Below are 18,040 nucleotides of genomic sequence, written 5' to 3'. Positions count from 1 at the left end.
GGTATCCTGCAACCAGGTTGCGGGCGGTACGTATGATCGCCCGGCAATCAGGCGTTCTGGGGTCCGGCCTGGGCGTGGAGTTCATTCATGTCCAGGTTCTTAACGGCCTGGATGACTTCTTCGAGGCTGGTGGGGTTGAGGGCTCCAGGCTGGGAGAAGACCAGGGTTTTGTCCTTGAAGGCCATCAGGGTGGGGATGGATGTGATGTTCGCTGCTGCGGCGAGGGCCTGTTCGGCTTCGGTGTCGACTTTGGCGAAGGTGATGGGTGCCGTTCTGCGGCCTTGCCGTAGGTGGGGGCGAACATGCGGCACGGGCCGCACCATGCTGCCCAGAAGTCAACGAAGACGATCTCGTTGCTCTCCAGGGGCTTGGCGAAGCTTTGCTCGGTGATATCGATGGTTGCCATCGTCTTTCGTGTCCTTTCGGGCGTTGTAGGTGGAAGGCGTCTTGGGGTGGCCGGGACCGGAGGGGGTCAGGTGGTGGGGAGGCCGGCGCGGGTCCAGGCGGTCATGCCGCCGGCCATCGTGTCGGCGGTGAAGCCGGCTCCGTTAAGGGCGTCGGCCACGCGGGCTGAACGGTTGCCGCTGCGGCAGACCGCAATGAGGGGCAATGCCGGGTCCAGTTCTGACAGGCGTGCCTGCAGCTGACCCATAGGGATGTGCAGGGCGCCGGGGATCATGCCTTCGGTGACTTCGAAGTCTTCGCGGACATCGAGGATGCGGGCGCTGCTGCGTCGCTGGTCCGTTTCGGTGATGGTGATTTCAGCCATGGGGTTCTCCTTCGAAATAGTGGGCTGTTGTTAGCGGATGGGTTCGCCTGCTGCGCGCCAGGCGCTCATGCCGCCGCGCAGGGAGGAGGTCTGGTACCCCTGGGAAGCGAGGAACCGGGCAGCCGAGGCGGAGCGGGCTCCGGATGCGCAGATGGCGATCACGGGTTTGTTCCTGTTGATTCCGGCGGTGCTGGTTTGCAGTCGGTCCAGGGGGATGTGCTTGGCCTGCGGAGCCCGTCCGGAGCGCCATTCCTGGGCGGAGCGGACATCGATCAGGACGGCGCCTGAGGACAGGAGGTCCTTGGCCTCAGCAACTGAGAGCGTTGTGTAGGGCTTACTGAAGGCTCTTTTCAGGGAGCTAATGAGGCCCATGGTGTACTCCTTGGTGGTGATGGGTTCAGGCGGGTGAGGGGATATTGCTGCGGCGGCCGGAGCGGTTGCGCAGGGGGCAGGAGCTAATGAAGACCCAGCAGATGCCCGCGATGGCTGCGGCGAGGGCTGCGACTCCGGCGGCGATGGACCATTGCAGGTCGGCCGGGGCTTGCTGGATGAGGACGAAGGTTCCCATGGCCAGGACGAACCAGCCGAAGGCTTTGCGCAGGGCGGCTTCCGGGATGCGGCCGGCGAGTTTGGAGCCGATGAGCGAGCCAACGATGGCTGCAGCGGTCACGCTGAGGGTGAGGCCCCAGTCGAGCTGGACGGTGGTGAGGTATCCGGCGAGCCCGGCGAAGGACTTCATGGCAATGACCACCAGGGAGGTGCCCACTGCCACGGACATCGGCAGGCCGCCGAGCAGCGCCAGGGCCGGAACCACGAGGAACCCTCCGCCTGCGCCGACCAGGCCGGTGATGAGCCCGACGACAGCCCCGTCCAGCAGCACCCTCCCAAGGGGCAGTTCATGCTTGACCGGCGCGGCGCCGTCGTCGTTCTTCTTTTTCCGACCACGGAGCATGGCCACGGAGGTGGCCACCATCATGATGGCGAACGCGATGAGCAGGATCTGGCCGGGGATATGCCCGCCCAGGAGGCCGCCGACGAATGCGCCGGCCATACCTGCTGCGCCGAAGATCAGGCCGGTCCGCCACATCACCTTGCCTCCGCGGGCGTGACTGAACACGCTCACAGCGGAGGTGACGCCGACGACGAACAGCGACGCTGCGATGGCTTCCTTGGCCTCGAACCCGGCCACGTAGACCAGGATCGGGACTGTCAGGATGGATCCGCCGCCGCCCAGGACGCCGAGCGAGAGTCCGACCACCACCGACAGGGCAAGGACCAGGAGCAGGGTGACTGTCATTAGGCTGCGGCTTCCGTGCTCTTGTTACTGACGACGGGCAGAGCGAGAATGGCGCTTTCGCGGGTAGGCTCCTGGGCGGACTTGTTCCACGGCATGGCCGAGAGGGCTTTGCCCATGGCGCAGGTGTTGGTGGCTGCGGAGAAGGTCAGGCCCGTACCGATGACCCCGGCGAGGGTCCGGATTTTCGGGGAGATGAACTTGCCGCCGGCCAGGCCCAGGACCACCAGGGACCCTGCCACGAGGCGGACCTGCCGCTCAAGATCCCAGCGGTCCTTGCCCTTGACGACGTCACCGCCGGCAGCGGCGAAGCCGGGTGCGCCGCCGGTGAGGACGTAGGCGGTGTCGATGCCGGCCTTGGCAAGGCGCTGGCGGGCCTGCTCGGCGCGCACGCCGGACTGGCAGACCAGCACCACACGGGAACCCAGCCGGGCAGCGAGCTCATCGGTGTGCTCGGACAACAGTGGCAGGGGCACGTTGTAGGAGCCGCGGATATGCATGGACTCGAACTCAGCGGCGGAACGCACGTCGATCACCACGAGGTCCCGGTGCTCTGTGAACCAGGACTGGAGGATTTCAGGGGCGAGTGCAGTAACGGTCGGTGCCGCGGAAACGGAAGTCATGGTTGGCCTCTCGGAAGGGGTCGGACGTATACCCCACCGAGTATTACAGATACCCCCGGGGGTAGTCAAAACACCCTAGGGGGTATATCATGAATACAAACCCCTCGACCCTTGGAGAAACCAGTGGAACTGAATCCCTCAGAACTCACCCCTGTCATCAACCGCCTCAAGCGCGCCCAGGGCCAGCTGTCCGCAGTCACCCGCATGCTTGAAGAAGGACGGGACTGCAAGGACGTCGTCACCCAGCTCGCAGCTGTATCGAAAGCGCTGGACCGGGCAGGGTTCGCCATTATAGCCACGGGCCTCGAGCAGTGCATCGTCCAAAAGGACGCATCGATGGACAAGAAGGATCTGGAGAAGCTTTTCCTCTCGCTCGCCTAACCAGAGTGGCTGTCGAGCAGCCCGAGGTGCAGCACCACCCACAAATTCACCCGCCACCTAACGGACAAGTCCACAAGCTTCCACCCCGGGTCAGCTTTGAACGCTGAAGGCCTGATGTAGCCTAGTAAGTAAGCTGACTATTTCGGAAAGCGTGGGGGTGCCTGAATGCCTGACATGGAACTATGGCCAACCAGCCGACTGCTGTCTACGGCAGCGCGGCTCGTGGAGCTTGCTTGGAACGACAAACTACGCCCGCTGGGGCTGACCTATCCGGCGGTCCTTACACTTGATGCCGTTGCAACGGCGGGGCCCATCACGCCTGGAGACCTGGCAAGAAGCGTCCGCGTGCAAGCCCAAACCATGGGCCCGCTGCTGTCCAGGCTGGAATCGCGAGGCTTCGTCCGTCGTGAACCCAATCGATTCGACCGACGCAGCCAGCTGATATCCATTACCGACTTGGGCCTGACGCTGCTGGAGCAATCCCACCGCCAAGAGAACAATGTGCTCGCAGCCATCAACCTGGACTCCGAGGACCTCCGCGAAGAGCTTCTGGCAATCGTGCGCCACACAAATTTCAACTAAGTGTTAGGTATCCCCGCGTAGACGAAAGCCCGACTATCAAGCAGTATGGAGTTATCCGCTGATGAAGTCCGGCGGCCCAAGGAGAAAAATGTCTCCAACAATAGCACCGGGTTACGGACACCTAAAGTGACGCCCGGACGAGTAAAAAGGGCATCATGAGTGAACTTCAAATAGGCGATAGCCTCCCAGTAGACCTTCTGAGTTTCAGGGCAGCAGAGTGCCTCGTATCAACGGGCGCCCCTGAATCAGAGGACGTGTGCGTTCTGGATGCAGGCCACACAGGCAATCATTTGGCTGCAGGTGCAGACATGGTGGTTCGGGCCGTCTGGAGTTAGGCCGCGAGAACAACAAGAAAGGGCAAGCGACGCCGTTCGGGTCGCTTGCCCTTAGCTTTTCTTACGTGCCGCGTTCCTAAGTCCCGCAGAAGGTCCGGTAAGGGCCGAAGCTCTCCGGCGCAGGCTCGGCGTACTTCTCCAAGCCCGGGCGTTCCCTGAACGGGTCGGATACTGCCGCCAGCAACCGCTCCGTGGGGCCAGTGTCCCCCTCTGTTGCGGCAGCAAGGGCTTCCTCCACCAAGTGGTTCCGAGGAATATAGATCGGGTTGACCCGGTCCATGGCATCAGCATCCGGACTGACTGCCCGCCACCGTTCCAACCAGGTATCAAAAGCGGCCAGATCCAGGATCTGCCGGCGCGCGGGCTCGGCCTCCCCGCGGGCCGCCTGTCCGAGGCTCCGGAAAAACGAGGTGTAGTCCGCGCGCGCCTCTTGGACCAGCTGAAGGACGTCATCCACCAAAGGTGAGGCCACGTCGTCGTCAATCTCCTCAGGCAGCCCAAGCTTGGCCTTCATACCGCTAAACCACGTGGCGCTGTATTCCTGGCGGAATCCATTTAGCGCCTCGACAGCAAGGTGCACCGCCTGCTCCTCATCCTCGTGGATCAGGGCTGCAATCGATTCGGCGAAACGTGCAAGGTTCCACTCTGCCACCACCGGCTGGCTGCGGTAGGCGTAGCGTCCCATCTCATCGATGGAGCTGTACACCGCGCCGGGATCGAAACCCTCCATGAAGGCACACGGACCATAGTCGATTGTTTCACCGGACACCGTCATGTTGTCCGTGTTCATGACACCATGCACGAATCCCACCAGCATCCACTGCGCCACAAGTCTCGCCTGCACTGAAATGACGCCCTTGAGGAGTTCCAGGTAGCGGTTTGCTTCATCGGCCGCCGACGGATGGTGACGTTCGATCGCATGATCAGCAAGCCGGCGCAGCAGATTCATGTCATTGGAGGCCCTGGCGTATTGGAAACTACCCACCCGCAGGTGACTGCTGGCCACCCGGGTCAGAACGGCTCCCGGCAGCAGGGTCTCCCGCTGAACCTGGCGCCCTGTGGCCACAACCGCGAGGGACCGGGTAGTGGGAATGTTCAGGGCATGCATGGACTCACTCACGATGTACTCGCGCATCATGGGACCAATCGCCGCCTGACCATCACCATTCCGGGCAAAGGGAGTGCGTCCCGACCCCTTGAGATGGATGTCGCGAAGCTGCCCGTCAGCACCGGCAATCTCACCCAGCAAGAGGGCACGCCCGTCCCCCAAACGCGGAGAATAGAAACCGAACTGGTGACCCGAATACCCCTGGGCCACAGGAGTCGCTTCCTCCGGCAGGGCATTGCCGATCAGCAGCCGTACGCCCTCCGGGCTCCGGAGAAAATCGGGATCAAAACCGAGCTCGACGGCGAGTGGCTGGTTGAGCACCAGAAGCTGCGGGTCAGGAGCCTCCTCCGCACGCCAAGGAATAGCCAGCTCCGGGAGCTCCCGTGCGAAATGCCCTTCGAAGGCGATGGTGGAACGCGCTACGTCACTCATCACTTAAGGATATAGATGCTGTTGCCGACGCGAAATGATGGGTGGGCCCAGCTAGCATGTGAACCACTGCCTTAAACCTTGGTCCACGGGCGGAGATCCATTGGGGGGCGGTTTCCGCCGAAAAGTTAGGCAATACGTGGGGTCATTTGCGCAAGCACGCCGAATTACAGCTACAAGAGGTTTGGCCGTCGGACTCGCAGCTACTTCTTTGCTCGCGTTCTTGGGCGGCATGGCCCTCTTCTTCAGTAACTCCTTCCAGCTCCCGTGGACAGGCCCTACCCACTTCACACTGTCCGGATTCGTCGGCCCGCTCGCGGCGAGCCTTTCCGGCGTCGTGCTTTTGCGACGAGCCGGGCGGCTGCCTGCCGGCGTCGCCGTCTTCACATCGGTAGCTGCCGTGCCGTCATGGGCTCTCGCTGTAACTGCCGCAGCAAGTTGGGCCATGCGCTTTGACGAAGCCGATACGAATCAGGGCTTCAGCTGGTTCGGATCCTCCATGCTGCTGTTCATGATCCCGGGGTGGGTCGCCGGGATCATGTGCCTGGCTGTTCCCTTGTACTCCTTGCTGGCAAGCTGGCGTTCGCGTCCCACTCGAGTCCTGCAAGCAGTTGTCATGGCTGCACCGCTGGCTCTTATTCTCGGGGCACTTACGCTGATGCCTCCCATGGTGGGAACGTTGGGAGCCATGGTGCTGCTCATCGTGGCCCTACAGCAGGACATGCCTGCTGCCTCGCCGGCCAAGCCTTTGCAATCGATTCCCCGCCAAGTGGTTTCACCGAACCAGCGCGCTGTGGGCCGAGTGGCACTGACGTTACTCATAGTGGGGTTGGCGTGCGCCGTGTTTGCAATCACCGGAAGTACTTGGGCTCCCATGGTCACTAACTCCACCCACGCCATGAACCTCGGCTTGAGTTACGGTGCATTCGCAAGTGTTCCTCTCCTGGTTCTTGCCGGGTGGGTGCTTGCAACGCGTCTCGGATCCACCACGCCTTGGGCTGTCCTCCTCGCTTGCACAGCCATGGCCGCCCAAGCATTCGCGCAACTCCTTGGGGCGGGTCACCCAGCCCAGTGGCCTGCCACTCTGGTCGCGGCAACGCTCATGGGTTTCGCCATCGCTCTTCCGTTAGGTCGTTTGGTAACTGTTGGCCGCTTCGGCCGAATCGGCGTCGTCATTTTGATGGGGCTTGCAGCATCCACAATCGGTCTCCCGTTGGTCACGATGTCCACTTTCCTTGCCCCTCTGGGGTCTGCCGCCCTGCTCGTCTGGGCTTGCAGGTCCGGCAACGCGCGGCAATCGCGGCTCAGCTCCTGAGTCCCAGTTGGAGAAGAGCACCTTCGTGGCACTCAAGGGGTCGTACCCGGTGGACATTACTATGGCTGCCCTACACCAATGCCGTTGAGGTTCCGTCCACGCCCACCGAGCGAACTCAGCGTGCTCCTCCCTGCACCCCAAAACTCCCGGCCATGCTGACCTAACTGTTGTGCAGCTCGATGTCCAAGGTTTTCTTTTCCACGAAATCCAGCGCGCTTCTGACCGCACCCATGGTCACCACCGAATCGCCCAAGGGTGAAACCGCCAGACGCGGAGGGGTCGCGGTGAATTGGGGAAGCCGCTCAGCGATCGGGCCCAGCAGCGCGCCCGCCGATTTGGCAACTGCGCCCCCTATCACCACAAGCTCCGGGTTGTGGATAGTAGCGACGGCCCCGATAACCCTTGCCATGCGATCGGCAAGCCGATCCAGAATCCGCCGTGCCACAGGGTCACCATGGAGTGCGGCAGCGAAGACGTGTTCCGCCTCGATGGCCTCTACGGGATATTCGCGAAGTAGCGTCTCGGCACTTCCCTCGAGGGCCTCGGCCGCCCACGTGCGTGCCATCAGGGCAATCCCAAAGGTATCCCCCACCCCCTCAATCTGCTTGAGGAACGCCAGTTCGCCGGCGCCTCCGCCACAACCATGCAGGAGCCTGCCGTCGTCGATCACCCCCGAACCGAAGCGCTCACTGGCGAGAATAACCACGACGTCGTCCACCCCCGCTGCCGAACCACGCCAACGCTCGCCCAAGGCCGCCAGGTTTCCGTCGTTGGCCAGCAACACCGTCCACCCGTGAAGATCCTTCAGCGCCGATTTCAAGCCAACGTCGAGAAGAGCCCAGAACGGTTGAGTCACCAATACATCGCCGTTGCGGCCCACCGGAGCCGCAATTCCTGCACCGACTGCGAGGACCGCTTCCGGGGTGACGCCGGCCTGGCTGAGGGCATCACACGCCGTACTATCTATGGCTGATATGCGCTCGCGGGGACTGATATCGGAACCCGGGATGCTGTCATCGGCCGTGATCTGAACTCCACGGAACTGCCGACTCGCTCTGCCCACGATTTCTCCACGAAGGTTGGACACCACGGCCGTCACCTTGGAGACTCCCACGTCCAAGCCAACGACGTACCCTGCGTCCTGGTTTAGAACGAACCGTCTGGCCGGGCGTCCTTTGAGGTACTCACCAAACTCGCGCTGGTTTTCAAGCTCCGTGATCCAGCCCCGATCCATGATCTCTTCACATACAGAGATGGCCGTTGCCCGGGCGAGCCCGGTGCCCTCCATGACGTCCGAGATTGTCACGATGGTGGAGGCCCTCATGAAGTCCAAAACCGATCTGAGGCTTGCCCGCCTCAGCATCTGCGGCGTGGGCGAGGAGGAAGGGGCGCTCATTGGGTCTTGACCTCTCTGTAGCTCAGGTCACATAATACTTCAGGCACTAAATTTTGAGTCCAAATTAACTTCGGAGACACGATGAACGCAGCCCCGGACCATTCAGGAACCCCCGCCGCCAGTGAGTCGACCGTGGACCGCTGGAACACTCTATGGGAGCCCGCCGCACGCCGGTACCAGCCCGTCGTCGATCATCCGACGCCGGCCGCCCCTTCCGCAGCCGTCCCGCCGTCAGAGGCAACCGCACAGCTTTAATGACGGACCTGATCCTCTAGCTGCAAGCGCTTCCATTTTTTGATCTTTTGCTCTTGTTTAATGACTCAACTCCGCCTACCTTGATGGGTAGCCGTCATCGTGACGCGGCCACCCATTCCACAGGGTGGCGTCAGTCGCTGCCAGGATTCCCGGCCTGCAGCGGCCCATCATTGAGGAGACTCACCTCCATGCCAGCACACGACGAGGACGTCGCAGTCCATTTTCCTGATAAAGGGAAGCGCTTCCAGACATTAGCCACCTTGGTCCTTCTGGCCTTGTTCGGCACCCTCTTTTCCTCCACAGCCTCTGCTCCCACAGCCCAAGCCGCAGCTCCCGGGCCCAAAGACGCCACCGCAGTGATGTTCTCTTGGACATGGAACGCCATAGCCCGCGAATGTACAGAGAACCTAGGTCCGGCCGGATACGGATTCGTGCAGACATCTCCCCCGCAAGAACACGTTCAAGGCCCGGAATGGTGGACCCACTACCAGCCGGTCAGCTACAAGGTTGAGTCACGGCTGGGCACTCGAGCCGAGTTCAAGCACATGGTAGACACCTGCCACACCGCGGGTGTGAAAGTGATTGCGGATGCCGTGATCAACCACATGTCCGGGAAGAGCGCCGGCGGAACAGGTTGGGCAGGAACCACGTTCCAGCACTACGACTATCCCGGAAACTACCAAGGGCAGGACTTCTCAACAGAACGCCGCCGTCTTCGTGGACAATCATGACACCGAGCGCAATGGTGAGACGCTCACCTACAAGGACGGCGCAAACTACGATCTTGCCCAGATCTTCACCCTGGCCTGGAACTACGGATCCCCGTCGATCCATTCGGGTTATTCCTTCTCCAACAATGAGACCGGACCGGCGGTTGCCTCGAACGGGGAAGTCGTGGATCCCGCGTGCGGTCAGAATGGCTGGACCTGCAAGCACGCGCAAACCAACATCGAAAACATGGTGGGCTTCCGCAATACAAGCTATGGCGCGCCGATCGTGAACAAGTGGGACAACGGCTCGAATGCTCTCGCTTTTGGTCGTGGCGACAAAGGCTATGTGGCGATCAATCGTGGCAGTGCCATCTCCAGGAGTTTCCAGAGCTCCCTTCCCGCTGGCCGCTACTGCAACGTGGTGGTGGGACTGCCCACCGCGACCGGTTGCTCGGCGGGTGACGTGGTAACGGTGGACGCCTCCGGGACTTTCCAGGCCACTGTCGGCCAAAACGCCGCCCTCGCGTTGCACATCAACGCGAAAGCAGGCGGACAAACAGAACCGGGAGCAAGCAACCTCAAGGTGTACTACTCCACAGCCAAGGGCTGGAGTGACTACAAGATGCACTACCGGGTAGGCACCGGCGCCTGGACAACTGCACCGGGTGTCACCATGACCGCCGCCTGCACTGGCTGGGTCGCCTACACCATCCCCTCCGGCTCAGCCGGGGCAACGGCTGCGTTCAACAACGGAAGCGGCGTATGGGACAACAACAACACCAGCAACTATGCCTTGGACGGCGGGATCGCGGCAGTGAACGGCAATGCGGTTAGCCATACCGATCCTTGCAGCGGTGCATCTGCCCCAGGACCCACAGACACCACAGTGCTGTTCTACTCAACCAACAAGAATTGGTCCGCCTATAACGCCCACTATCGGGTGGGCACCGGAGCATGGACCACTGCCCCGGGCGTAGCAATGACTGCCTCATGCCCTGGTTGGGTAACCACCTCCATCCCCCTCAACGGAGCTTCCGGAATTGCCGCAGCCTTCAATAATGCAGCCGGAACATGGGACAACAACGGAACAAACAACTACACCGCTGGTCCGGGCTACCAGCAGGTGAAAGACCGCATCGTCAGCCAAGGAAACCCCTGCGCCTGACGAACTAGACCTCACGGGATGGGGCCTTCCGATCCCGTGAGCCGGGAAGGAGGCGGCGCCGGATTCCGGCGTCGCCTCCGCTAACCAGTCAGGTCCAGGTGCATCCCTAGGGCCTCTGCTCCCGCCCTTCGCCCGGTAGCAGTGGCCGGCTCAGCGACACTTGTTCGTCGTAAGGTGCGTGAGGTCGGGCTGGCAATTCGTCGATGAGTTCATTTGCCGCGTGCGCCAGGAGATCCCTTTGCAGTACAGGCAGGGAGTGGAGTGACTGGAGGTAGGCGTCCACCTCGTATTCGCCAACCGTCCCGCCGATGGAAAAGTAGCGCAACCACAGATCCTCGTCGGGGATACCGGCGCTTGTCAGGGCTTTACGTAGACCCTTGAGCTGGAGTTGTTCTTGAAGAGGTAAACCCACAAAACCTTTCCGCTCAGGTTCCGTCATGAGACGCCGCCCTTCCTCCCACCGCTGAGGATGTCGGCGCTGACGGAAGCCAGTGACTGTCTCGACGCTTGGGACATGTTCAGAAGTTCCCGGACCGCATCCTCCTCAGTCATTCCCCGTTGACCCATGAGATAGCCCTGCGCGCGACTGATAGCATCCCGACTGCTCAGCGCCTCAACCAGACCCTCGCTGAAGCGCTTCGGCGTCTCAGCGCTTTGGATGTTGTCCAAGAGGATGGCCGCAGAGGCAGCAAGCTTCTCCAGAGGGCGCGCCGTCGTTTGGTCGTAGGCGTCAGTGCCGGCCGCGTAGAGCTTCATGGCTCCAAGGCATTTGGTACCGCGTATCAAGGGGGCGCTGATGACGGAGGCGATCGCGAGTTCCCTGGCGGACTCGCTCCACAGCGGCCAACGATCATCGGTCTCGGCGTTCCCAACGATGACCGTGCACTCAGTTGCCCACGCGGTGAGGCACGGGCCCTCCCCCAATCGGTACTGCGACTGGTCACCCTGGATAACCAATGGATCCGTTGCCCCCGCACTGGTTCGGTTGCCCTCCTCATCGATGAGGGATACACCGGCTCCCGCGCTGCCGGGAAAGGCATCGCGGACCCCTTCTGCAAGCAGTTGCACTGCCCGGTCTACCTTCTCCTCTGTCAGGAGCAAACCCCTGATCCGGGCCAGAGTAAGGGTAAGTTCGTCGAGGGGAAGTTGCTGGGACATGATGATGAAGTAACCTTCCGCGGGATGTTAATCCCGCCGATAACTCCAGGCCGGTTGCTGGACCTGCTTCGTTCTCAGAATAGGCACAACAGGATTCGCTTCGTCAACGGACGCGCCACCGATAAACGGGTAATGACTGTCCCCTTATGAAAGACAGCACTAAAATTGAAACCAGAGGGAACGGCGATGTCTCTGGCTTTGGTGATTGCCCTGGTCCTGATGGGCATAATTTGCTTGGCCGCTGCGATAGGCGCAGTGGTCCTGGTGATCCGCGACGGCCGCGGTGAAATTCCGCTGGAACCGCCCGTCCGCCCTTGGATGGCAGGGAACCTTCCGAGCCGCCCGTACTCCACGCTGCCGCGCATTTAACACTCACGCGCTACTAGGCCGACGTCGGGCGGTTCTATCTGCGGAGCCATCTGCCTCCCTTCGCTCGTTGCGGGACTGCCTCATGGCGCAGACGGAAACGTTCAAAGTCCGGCCGTCCCGCGTCAGTCGCGAAGGGGAACGCCCTTCGCGTCCCTCCGGAAGTACTCGGCACCGGCAAGGATCATGATGCCTTCGATGAGGCCCCACAGACCCACCAATCCGAAGGTAAAGATGCCCAGCACTACCGTGAGAACCAGCTGGATGACACCAATAGTGGTGTAGCCCAGGTAGAAGCGGTGGATGCCGAGGCCGCCCAGGAAGATTCCGAAAAGGCCGGCAGCGATCTTCGACTTCGGCTGCGGGTAACCGTAGGCCATGTTGGGCTGCGGCGGCTGCGCCCCATACTGCGGCTGCTGGGGCATCTGCGGTTGTGCATAGTACTGAGGCTGCTGGGGCAGCGGCGGTTGGGCGTAATACTGAGGCTGCGGCGGCTGGGCCCCATACTGCTGCTGCTGCGGTGCCGGAGGCTGGTTGCCTTCCGGGGTATCCGGATTGTTGTCGGGGTGCGGCTGTGTCATGGTGATGCCTTTCGGAGAAATGATGATCCAGCTCAAGGTGAGGGCGACCACAGTCTTCAACAAGATCCCCAACATCCATGTGCAGCATCAGTCTGGCTGAAGCGGTCACGCCACGCCACACCGTAACGGTGTTCCTTATCTGTCAGTCCCCGCAGGTAGCATCCCAGAGAATGCGCTGCTCAGAGCGCACACAATCGAATATGGGGAACCCAGATGCCCAAGGCACTTTCGTGGTTGGCGGCACTTTCGCTGACCGCGTCAGCGGCTGTCTTTATGCCGCAAACCGCTATGGCCGCAGAAACGGCCAGCGTTTCAACACTTTTCTCGTCCTTATCTGTCACGACTGAAACGAACACCGGTTACGACCGCGAACTCTTCCAGCATTGGATAGATGCCGACGGCGACGGCTGCAACACACGCTCCGAGGTGCTCCAACAGGAGTCATTGACGCCGGTGACGTTCGGCTCCGGCTGCACCGTAGCCACAGGGCAGTGGAACTCCTGGTACGACGGCGGCACTTGGACAAACGCGTCCGACGTCGACATCGACCACATGGTTCCCCTCGCCGAAGCCTGGGGTTCCGGCGCAAGCGCCTGGACGGCCGAGCAGCGGCGTGACTACGCCAACGACCTCACCCTGGACGTGGCCCTCGAAGCCGTGACAGACAACGTGAACCAGTCCAAGAGCGACCGCGATCCAGCAGAATGGATGCCGCCGCTGGCCGGAACCGCCTGCGAATACGTCACGGACTGGGTGCTGGTGAAATACCGCTGGCAGTTGACCGTTGATGCAGCTGAAGCCGCAGCAATTTCATCCACCTTGCAGGGCGGCTGCGGAGCCAACGTAGTTCAGGTACCAACCATCGCTGTTGAAACCACCCCTGTTGATCCCGGCCCCATCACTTTCAGTGACGTCAACGGATCCACCCAATTCAATGTGGAAATTTCGTGGCTCGCTTCCCAAGGCATTTCCACTGGTTGGGTGGAAGCCGACGGAAGCCGGACCTATCGGCCGCTGAATGCCGTCAACCGCGACGCTATGGCGGCCTTCCTGTATCGTCTGGCCGGCAAACCTGCCTTCACTCCCCCGGCGACGTCGCCCTTCAGCGACATCACGCCGTCGAGCCAGTTCTACAAGGAAATAACGTGGCTCGCCGCGAGCGGCATCTCCACAGGATGGACGGAGCAGGACGGTTCCAAAACCTACCGTCCGCTCAGCCCGGTCAACCGCGACGCCATGGCTGCCTTCCTCTACCGGTTCGGGGGCAATCCTGCGTTCTCGGCACCGAGCACCTCGCCGTTCGTGGACGTCCAAGTTGGAAGCCAGTTCTACCAACAGATCACTTGGTTGGCATCGCAGGGTATCTCCACAGGGTGGGACATTGGCTACGGCTGCCGCGCCTACAACCCGGTCCAGCCGGTGGCCCGTGACGCCATGGCCGCGTTCATGTACCGCTTCGTCAATGGAGGCACCGGCGGAATCACGGGGAACAACTGTTCCCCTCCTCCGCCGGCCAACCCTGGCGACACCAAGAACTGCACGAGTTTCAGTACTTGGCAGGCCGCCCAGGCCTGGTTCGACACCTACTACCCGTGGTACGGCGACGTCGCGCGGCTGGACTCCGACGGCGATGGCATCGCCTGCGAATCCCTGCCCGGCCACCCGTAACAGAATGACGACGGCGGGTCTTGGCTTTTGATATCAGGACCCACCGGGCCACTACACAAACGGGCAGTATTTTCCATCCATTGATAGCGTTCCCCCTGTCCGTTCAGGGAGTCATGCTGGATGCATGCCCCCTCTTGAGCTTGGATCAGACTCTTGGCGCAATCCTTTGCGGGATCCGCGGGATCGGCGCTTGAATCGTATTGCCGGGCCGTCGTCGTTGGTGTTCTTCGGAGTCACTGGTGATCTTGCCCGTAAGAAGCTCATGCCTGCGGTTTATGACTTGGCGAATCGTGGGTTGTTGCCGCCGAGTTTCGCGTTGGTGGGTTTTGGCCGGCGTGAGTGGGATAACGCGGAGTTCGCGGCCGAGGTGAAGGAAAACGTCAAGGCCCATGCGCGGACGAAGTTTGATGAAGCGGTGTGGGAGCAGTTGGCTTCGGGGATCCGTTTTGTTCGGGGTGAGTTCGATGACGATGACGCTTTCGAGCGTTTGGGTGATGTGCTCGATGAGTTGGATGAGACCCGTGGTACCCGGGGGAATCATGGTTTCTATTTGTCGATCCCGCCGAAGGCGTTTGAGCAGGTGTGCCGTCAGTTGTCCAAGCATGGTCTGGCGCAGGCGCGGCCGGGTCAGTGGCGTCGTGTGGTGATCGAGAAGCCGTTCGGTCATGATTTGGAGTCGGCACGTCAGTTGAATGACATTGTTGAGTCGGTGTTCCCGGCTGATGCGGTGTTCCGGATTGATCATTATTTGGGGAAGGAGACGGTGCAGAACATTCTGGCGTTGCGTTTCGCGAACCAGTTGTTCGAACCGCTCTGGAACGCCAATTATGTGGATCATGTCCAGATCACCATGGCCGAGGACATCGGCACCGGTGGGCGGGCGGGGTATTACGACGGTGTGGGTGCTGCCCGGGATGTGATCCAGAACCATTTGCTGCAGTTGCTGGCGTTGACGGCGATGGAAGAGCCGATTTCGTTTAATGCCGATGATTTGCGGGCGGAGAAGGAAAAGGTCCTCGCCGCGGTGAAGCTGCCGGAGGATTTGTCCACGCATTCGGCGCGGGGTCAGTTCACTGGTGGGTGGCAGGGCGGGGAGGAAGTCCTCGGGTATTTGGATGAGGACGGGATCCCTGCTGATTCGAAGACCGAGACGTATGCTGCGATCCGGGTGGATATCAATACCCGCCGCTGGAACGGGGTGCCGTTCTACCTGCGCGCGGGTAAGCGCCTGGGCCGGCGGGTGACCGAGATCGCGGTGGTGTTCAAGCGGGCACCGAACCTGTTGTTCCGTGACCACAACGATGATGACTTCGGGCAGAACGCCGTGGTGATCCGGGTCCAGCCCGATGAGGGCGCCACGATCCGGTTCGGGTCCAAGGTCCCGGGCACGCAGATGGAAGTCCGGGATGTGACCATGGACTTCGGCTACGGACATTCCTTTACCGAGTCCAGCCCCGAAGCGTACGAACGGCTCATCCTGGATGTGCTGTTGGGCGAGCCGCCGTTGTTCCCGCGGCACCAGGAAGTGGAGCTGTCCTGGAAGATCCTTGACCCGTTCGAGGAATACTGGGCCGGGCTCGATGAACAACCCCAACCCTACGCACCGGGCAGTTGGGGGCCGGCCTCGGCCGATGCCCTGCTGGCCCGTGACGGACGAACCTGGAGAAGGCCATGATCGTAGATCTTCCCGATACCACTACCTCCAAGATCTCCAAGAAGATCATGGCCCTGCGCGAACAAGGCGGCGTGATCGCGTTGGGTCGTGTGCTGACCCTGGTGGTGGTGACGAAGTCCGGGCAGGAAGAAGACGCCATCGAGGCAGCCAACGAAGCCAGCCGGGAACACCCCTGCCGGATCATCGTCCTGGCCGACGCCGGCGCGGAAGGCCCGGACCGGCTCGACGCGCAGATCCGTGTCGGTGGCGACGCCGGCGCCTCCGAAGTCATCGTCCTGCGCGGACACGGACACATGGCCCACGAAAGCGAATCCCTCGTCGCCGCCCTGCTCCTCCCGGACGCACCGATCGTGGCCTGGTGGCCGCACGGCGCACCGGAAAGCGCGTGTGAAACCTCCATCGGCCGGATCGCGCACCGACGCATCACCGACTCAGCCAACGAACCCGACCCCCGCCGTGCTCTGGAGAACATCCGCGCCACCTACAAAGCCGGCGACACCGACCTCGCCTGGACCCGCCTGACCAACTGGCGCATGCAACTCGCCGCCGTCTTCGACCAAGTGGACGGGGATCCTGTCTCTGCAGTGGCCGTCGAGGGCGCCTCGGACTCCCCGAGTACGCTCCTGCTGGCTGCTTGGCTTAGCCTCGCACTGCAGGCTCCTGTCACGATTGTGGCAGATCCGGCAGGGACCGGTATCCGTCGCGTCCGTCTCACGCGCGCCAGCGGCGATGTCCAGCTCTTCCGTCCGGGCCTTTCCGTGGCCGAGCTGACCCAACCGGGACAGCCGGCGCAACGTATCACGCTCCCCCGCAGAAGCCTCAAAGACTGCCTCGCAGAAGAACTCCGACGGCTCGACCCCGACGAAGTCTTCGGAGAAGTGATTACGATGGGACTTCCACTAACCAGCCAGAGGAGAGTCCAGACCAGTGCACGCTGAGCCAAGAGTAAGCATCCACCCCGACTCCAAGGTGTTGATGGCCGCCATTGCAGCGCGTCTCATTACCAAACTTGTGGATGTCCAGGACAAGCACGGCGAGGCCACGGTGGTCCTTACCGGCGGAACCGTTGGCATTGGAACCTTGAAGGCTGTGGCTGACTCTGCCGCGGCACCTGCCGTCGATTGGTCAAGAGTGAACTTCTGGTGGGGCGACGAGCGATTTGTCGCCGCCGACAGCGATGACAGGAATACGCGCCAGGCACACCAGGCATTGCTCGCTCACTTGGCAGTCGATCCGGCCCGGGTTCACGAACCCGGGTCCGCCGACCAGTACGCCACCGCGGACGAAGCAGCGGCAGCCTACGCTGAAGAGCTCAAGGCAGCTGCAGAGGCCGAGCACGCAGCGGACACCTCTGACAATAGGCCTGAGAAGCCTGGCGTCCTGCCGCGCTTTGACATTTTGCTCCTCGGCGTCGGACCCGATGCGCACGTAGCGTCGCTCTTTCCTGAGCAGGCTGGAATTCGCGAGAAATCACGCACTGTGGTGGGCGTAGAGAACTCACCCAAGCCGCCGTCGTCGCGCGTTTCCTTGACGCTTCCGGCGATCAACACAGCCCAGGAAATCTGGATGGTTGTTGCCGGCGAGGACAAGGCCGGTGCCGTGGGCCTGGCCCTGGCAGGTGCAAACCCCGTTCAGGTCCCCGCAGCGGGACCTGTGGGGCGTGCCAGGACTCTTTGGCTTATTGACGAGAATGCGGCGTCACGAGTCCCCCAGCAGTTGGTCCGGAAGGACCCCGCGGGCGCGTAACCTATCCAGCGCTCCAGCCAGGACCACTTCGGCTTCCTGGCTGGAGCGTCTTTCTTTAACGTAATCCAGGTGCGATTTAAAGATTTCGTCTTCAGGTCTGGTTGGGGCCGGATGACCGGGATCCCTCGTAGCGAGACAGCCGCATTTGGGGCAATCCCACGTTCTGGGAATCTGCTCGTCCGGCAGCTTAAGAAAAACGAGCCGCGTTTCGTGGCCCTTGGGGCACCAAAAAGGAACACGAATACGCGGCGGTTGTTCGCCGGGGCCGTGGTCGCTCTGATGTCGTGGAGCTGAGCCCTGGGCTACACCTACACGGGTGCCCCGGTAACCAGACGTGCCATGAACCATTTTCGAACCCCTCGCGACTCGGTGGTCGGCCGTCTCGGCCCTGTGGGCCCTACGGCCAACAGGGCAAGTCTAATGCGGGGCGCCCGAGGACGGCACTAGTGGTGGGTGCCGCTACGAAAGAAACGCGAATAAAAAA

22 protein-coding genes and 1 pseudogene are annotated in these 18,040 nt (G+C 61.8%); 12 read left to right on the top strand and 11 right to left on the bottom strand.

Annotated elements, in window-relative coordinates; translation table 11 throughout:
- Positions 1-47: 47 nt before the first annotated feature.
- From RIF72_RS08920 to RIF72_RS08900, 5 genes and pseudogenes are all read right to left on the bottom strand, one after another.
- Positions 48-406 (bottom strand): annotated as a pseudogene (locus RIF72_RS08920) (thioredoxin family protein).
- Between the two features lie 66 nt (positions 407-472).
- Positions 473-769: a rhodanese-like domain-containing protein gene (locus RIF72_RS08915; RefSeq protein ID WP_309074460.1), complete on the bottom strand. Its 297-nt coding sequence runs from the start codon at positions 767-769 to the stop codon at positions 473-475.
- Positions 770-799: 30 nt separating this feature from the next.
- Positions 800-1,141, bottom strand: coding sequence for a rhodanese-like domain-containing protein (locus RIF72_RS08910; RefSeq protein WP_309074459.1), 342 nt, complete (start codon positions 1,139-1,141; stop codon positions 800-802).
- Positions 1,142-1,166: 25 nt separating this feature from the next.
- Positions 1,167-2,066 carry a sulfite exporter TauE/SafE family protein gene (locus RIF72_RS08905; protein WP_309074458.1) on the bottom strand — a complete coding sequence of 300 codons (900 nt, stop codon included), beginning with the start codon at positions 2,064-2,066 and terminating at the stop codon, positions 1,167-1,169.
- Positions 2,066-2,686 carry a rhodanese-like domain-containing protein gene (locus RIF72_RS08900; protein WP_309074457.1) on the bottom strand — a complete coding sequence of 207 codons (621 nt, stop codon included), beginning with the start codon at positions 2,684-2,686 and terminating at the stop codon, positions 2,066-2,068. The genes RIF72_RS08905 and RIF72_RS08900 overlap by 1 nt, the downstream gene beginning before the upstream one ends.
- 123 nt (positions 2,687-2,809) lie before the next feature.
- On the opposite strand from RIF72_RS08900, the gene RIF72_RS08895 reads away from it, so the two are divergent.
- The 3 genes from RIF72_RS08895 (at position 2,810) to RIF72_RS08885 (ending at position 3,984) form a co-directional block, all read left to right on the top strand.
- Positions 2,810-3,067, top strand: coding sequence for a metal-sensitive transcriptional regulator (locus RIF72_RS08895; RefSeq protein ID WP_309074456.1), 258 nt, complete (start codon positions 2,810-2,812; stop codon positions 3,065-3,067).
- A gap of 165 nt (positions 3,068-3,232) precedes the next feature.
- Positions 3,233-3,649, top strand: coding sequence for a MarR family transcriptional regulator (locus RIF72_RS08890; protein ID WP_309074455.1), 417 nt, complete (start codon positions 3,233-3,235; stop codon positions 3,647-3,649).
- Between the two features lie 155 nt (positions 3,650-3,804).
- Complete coding sequence (locus RIF72_RS08885; protein ID WP_172325321.1) at positions 3,805-3,984, top strand: hypothetical protein; 180 nt, start codon at positions 3,805-3,807, stop codon at positions 3,982-3,984.
- 76 nt (positions 3,985-4,060) lie between these two features.
- On the opposite strand, the gene RIF72_RS08880 is transcribed toward RIF72_RS08885, so the two are convergent.
- Positions 4,061-5,524, bottom strand: coding sequence for a protein adenylyltransferase SelO family protein (locus tag RIF72_RS08880; protein ID WP_309074454.1), 1,464 nt, complete (start codon positions 5,522-5,524; stop codon positions 4,061-4,063).
- Between the two features lie 136 nt (positions 5,525-5,660).
- Here RIF72_RS08880 and RIF72_RS08875 point away from each other — a divergent pair, with 136 nt between their 5' ends.
- Entirely contained in the window at positions 5,661-6,836 is a 1,176-nt protein-coding gene (locus tag RIF72_RS08875; RefSeq protein ID WP_309074453.1) for a hypothetical protein, read from the top strand.
- Between the two features lie 160 nt (positions 6,837-6,996).
- Here RIF72_RS08875 and RIF72_RS08870 read toward each other — a convergent pair whose 3' ends face one another.
- Complete coding sequence (locus RIF72_RS08870; RefSeq protein ID WP_309074452.1) at positions 6,997-8,232, bottom strand: ROK family protein; 1,236 nt, start codon at positions 8,230-8,232, stop codon at positions 6,997-6,999.
- Between the two features lie 81 nt (positions 8,233-8,313).
- Here RIF72_RS08870 and RIF72_RS08865 point away from each other — a divergent pair, with 81 nt between their 5' ends.
- The 3 genes from RIF72_RS08865 to RIF72_RS08855 all read left to right on the top strand — a co-directional run bounded on the left by RIF72_RS08865 (position 8,314) and on the right by RIF72_RS08855 (position 10,362).
- On the top strand, positions 8,314-8,487 hold the full coding sequence (locus RIF72_RS08865; protein ID WP_309074451.1) for a hypothetical protein: 174 nt from the start codon (positions 8,314-8,316) through the stop codon (positions 8,485-8,487).
- Positions 8,488-8,675: 188 nt separating this feature from the next.
- Complete coding sequence (locus RIF72_RS08860) at positions 8,676-9,218, top strand: alpha-amylase family glycosyl hydrolase (protein ID WP_309074450.1); 543 nt, start codon at positions 8,676-8,678, stop codon at positions 9,216-9,218.
- Positions 9,205-10,362 (top strand): carbohydrate binding domain-containing protein, encoded by a 1,158-nt coding sequence (locus RIF72_RS08855; RefSeq protein WP_309074449.1) that lies wholly within the window; start codon positions 9,205-9,207, stop codon positions 10,360-10,362. Before RIF72_RS08860 ends, RIF72_RS08855 begins: the two co-directional genes overlap by 14 nt.
- Before the next feature lie 106 nt (positions 10,363-10,468).
- Here the strand turns inward: RIF72_RS08855 and RIF72_RS08850 are convergent, their stop codons facing one another.
- Positions 10,469-10,801 carry a hypothetical protein gene (locus RIF72_RS08850; protein WP_309074448.1) on the bottom strand — a complete coding sequence of 111 codons (333 nt, stop codon included), beginning with the start codon at positions 10,799-10,801 and terminating at the stop codon, positions 10,469-10,471.
- Positions 10,798-11,520, bottom strand: coding sequence for a GAF and ANTAR domain-containing protein (locus tag RIF72_RS08845; protein WP_309074447.1), 723 nt, complete (start codon positions 11,518-11,520; stop codon positions 10,798-10,800). The genes RIF72_RS08850 and RIF72_RS08845 overlap by 4 nt, the downstream gene beginning before the upstream one ends.
- A gap of 186 nt (positions 11,521-11,706) precedes the next feature.
- Between RIF72_RS08845 and RIF72_RS08840 the strand changes: the two genes are divergently transcribed.
- A complete protein-coding gene (locus RIF72_RS08840) occupies positions 11,707-11,889 on the top strand; it encodes a hypothetical protein (RefSeq protein WP_309074446.1) in 183 nt (60 codons plus the stop codon).
- A 122-nt stretch (positions 11,890-12,011) separates the two neighbouring features.
- Here the strand turns inward: RIF72_RS08840 and RIF72_RS08835 are convergent, their stop codons facing one another.
- On the bottom strand, positions 12,012-12,530 hold the full coding sequence (locus RIF72_RS08835) for a TM2 domain-containing protein (protein WP_309074445.1): 519 nt from the start codon (positions 12,528-12,530) through the stop codon (positions 12,012-12,014).
- A gap of 150 nt (positions 12,531-12,680) precedes the next feature.
- Between RIF72_RS08835 and RIF72_RS20095 the strand changes: the two genes are divergently transcribed.
- The 4 genes from RIF72_RS20095 to pgl all read left to right on the top strand — a co-directional run bounded on the left by RIF72_RS20095 (position 12,681) and on the right by pgl (position 17,556).
- Complete coding sequence (locus tag RIF72_RS20095) at positions 12,681-14,135, top strand: DUF1524 domain-containing protein (RefSeq protein ID WP_375164206.1); 1,455 nt, start codon at positions 12,681-12,683, stop codon at positions 14,133-14,135.
- Positions 14,136-14,259: 124 nt separating this feature from the next.
- Positions 14,260-15,810: a glucose-6-phosphate dehydrogenase gene (gene zwf, locus RIF72_RS08815; RefSeq protein WP_309074444.1), complete on the top strand. Its 1,551-nt coding sequence runs from the start codon at positions 14,260-14,262 to the stop codon at positions 15,808-15,810.
- Positions 15,807-16,748: a glucose-6-phosphate dehydrogenase assembly protein OpcA gene (locus RIF72_RS08810; RefSeq protein ID WP_309074443.1), complete on the top strand. Its 942-nt coding sequence runs from the start codon at positions 15,807-15,809 to the stop codon at positions 16,746-16,748. Before zwf ends, RIF72_RS08810 begins: the two co-directional genes overlap by 4 nt.
- A complete protein-coding gene (gene pgl, locus RIF72_RS08805; RefSeq protein ID WP_309074442.1) occupies positions 16,738-17,556 on the top strand; it encodes a 6-phosphogluconolactonase in 819 nt (272 codons plus the stop codon). Before RIF72_RS08810 ends, pgl begins: the two co-directional genes overlap by 11 nt.
- Here the strand turns inward: pgl and RIF72_RS08800 are convergent.
- Positions 17,509-17,904, bottom strand: coding sequence for an RNA polymerase-binding protein RbpA (locus RIF72_RS08800; RefSeq protein WP_309074441.1), 396 nt, complete (start codon positions 17,902-17,904; stop codon positions 17,509-17,511). The genes pgl and RIF72_RS08800 overlap by 48 nt on opposite strands.
- Between the last annotated feature and the right edge of the window lie 136 nt (positions 17,905-18,040).

The organism is Paenarthrobacter sp. (assembly GCF_031180005.1).
Taxonomy (GTDB): domain Bacteria; phylum Actinomycetota; class Actinomycetes; order Actinomycetales; family Micrococcaceae; genus Arthrobacter.
The sequence above is the reverse complement of the archived record's forward strand: the minus strand, read 5'-3'. Positions and strand labels throughout refer to the sequence as shown.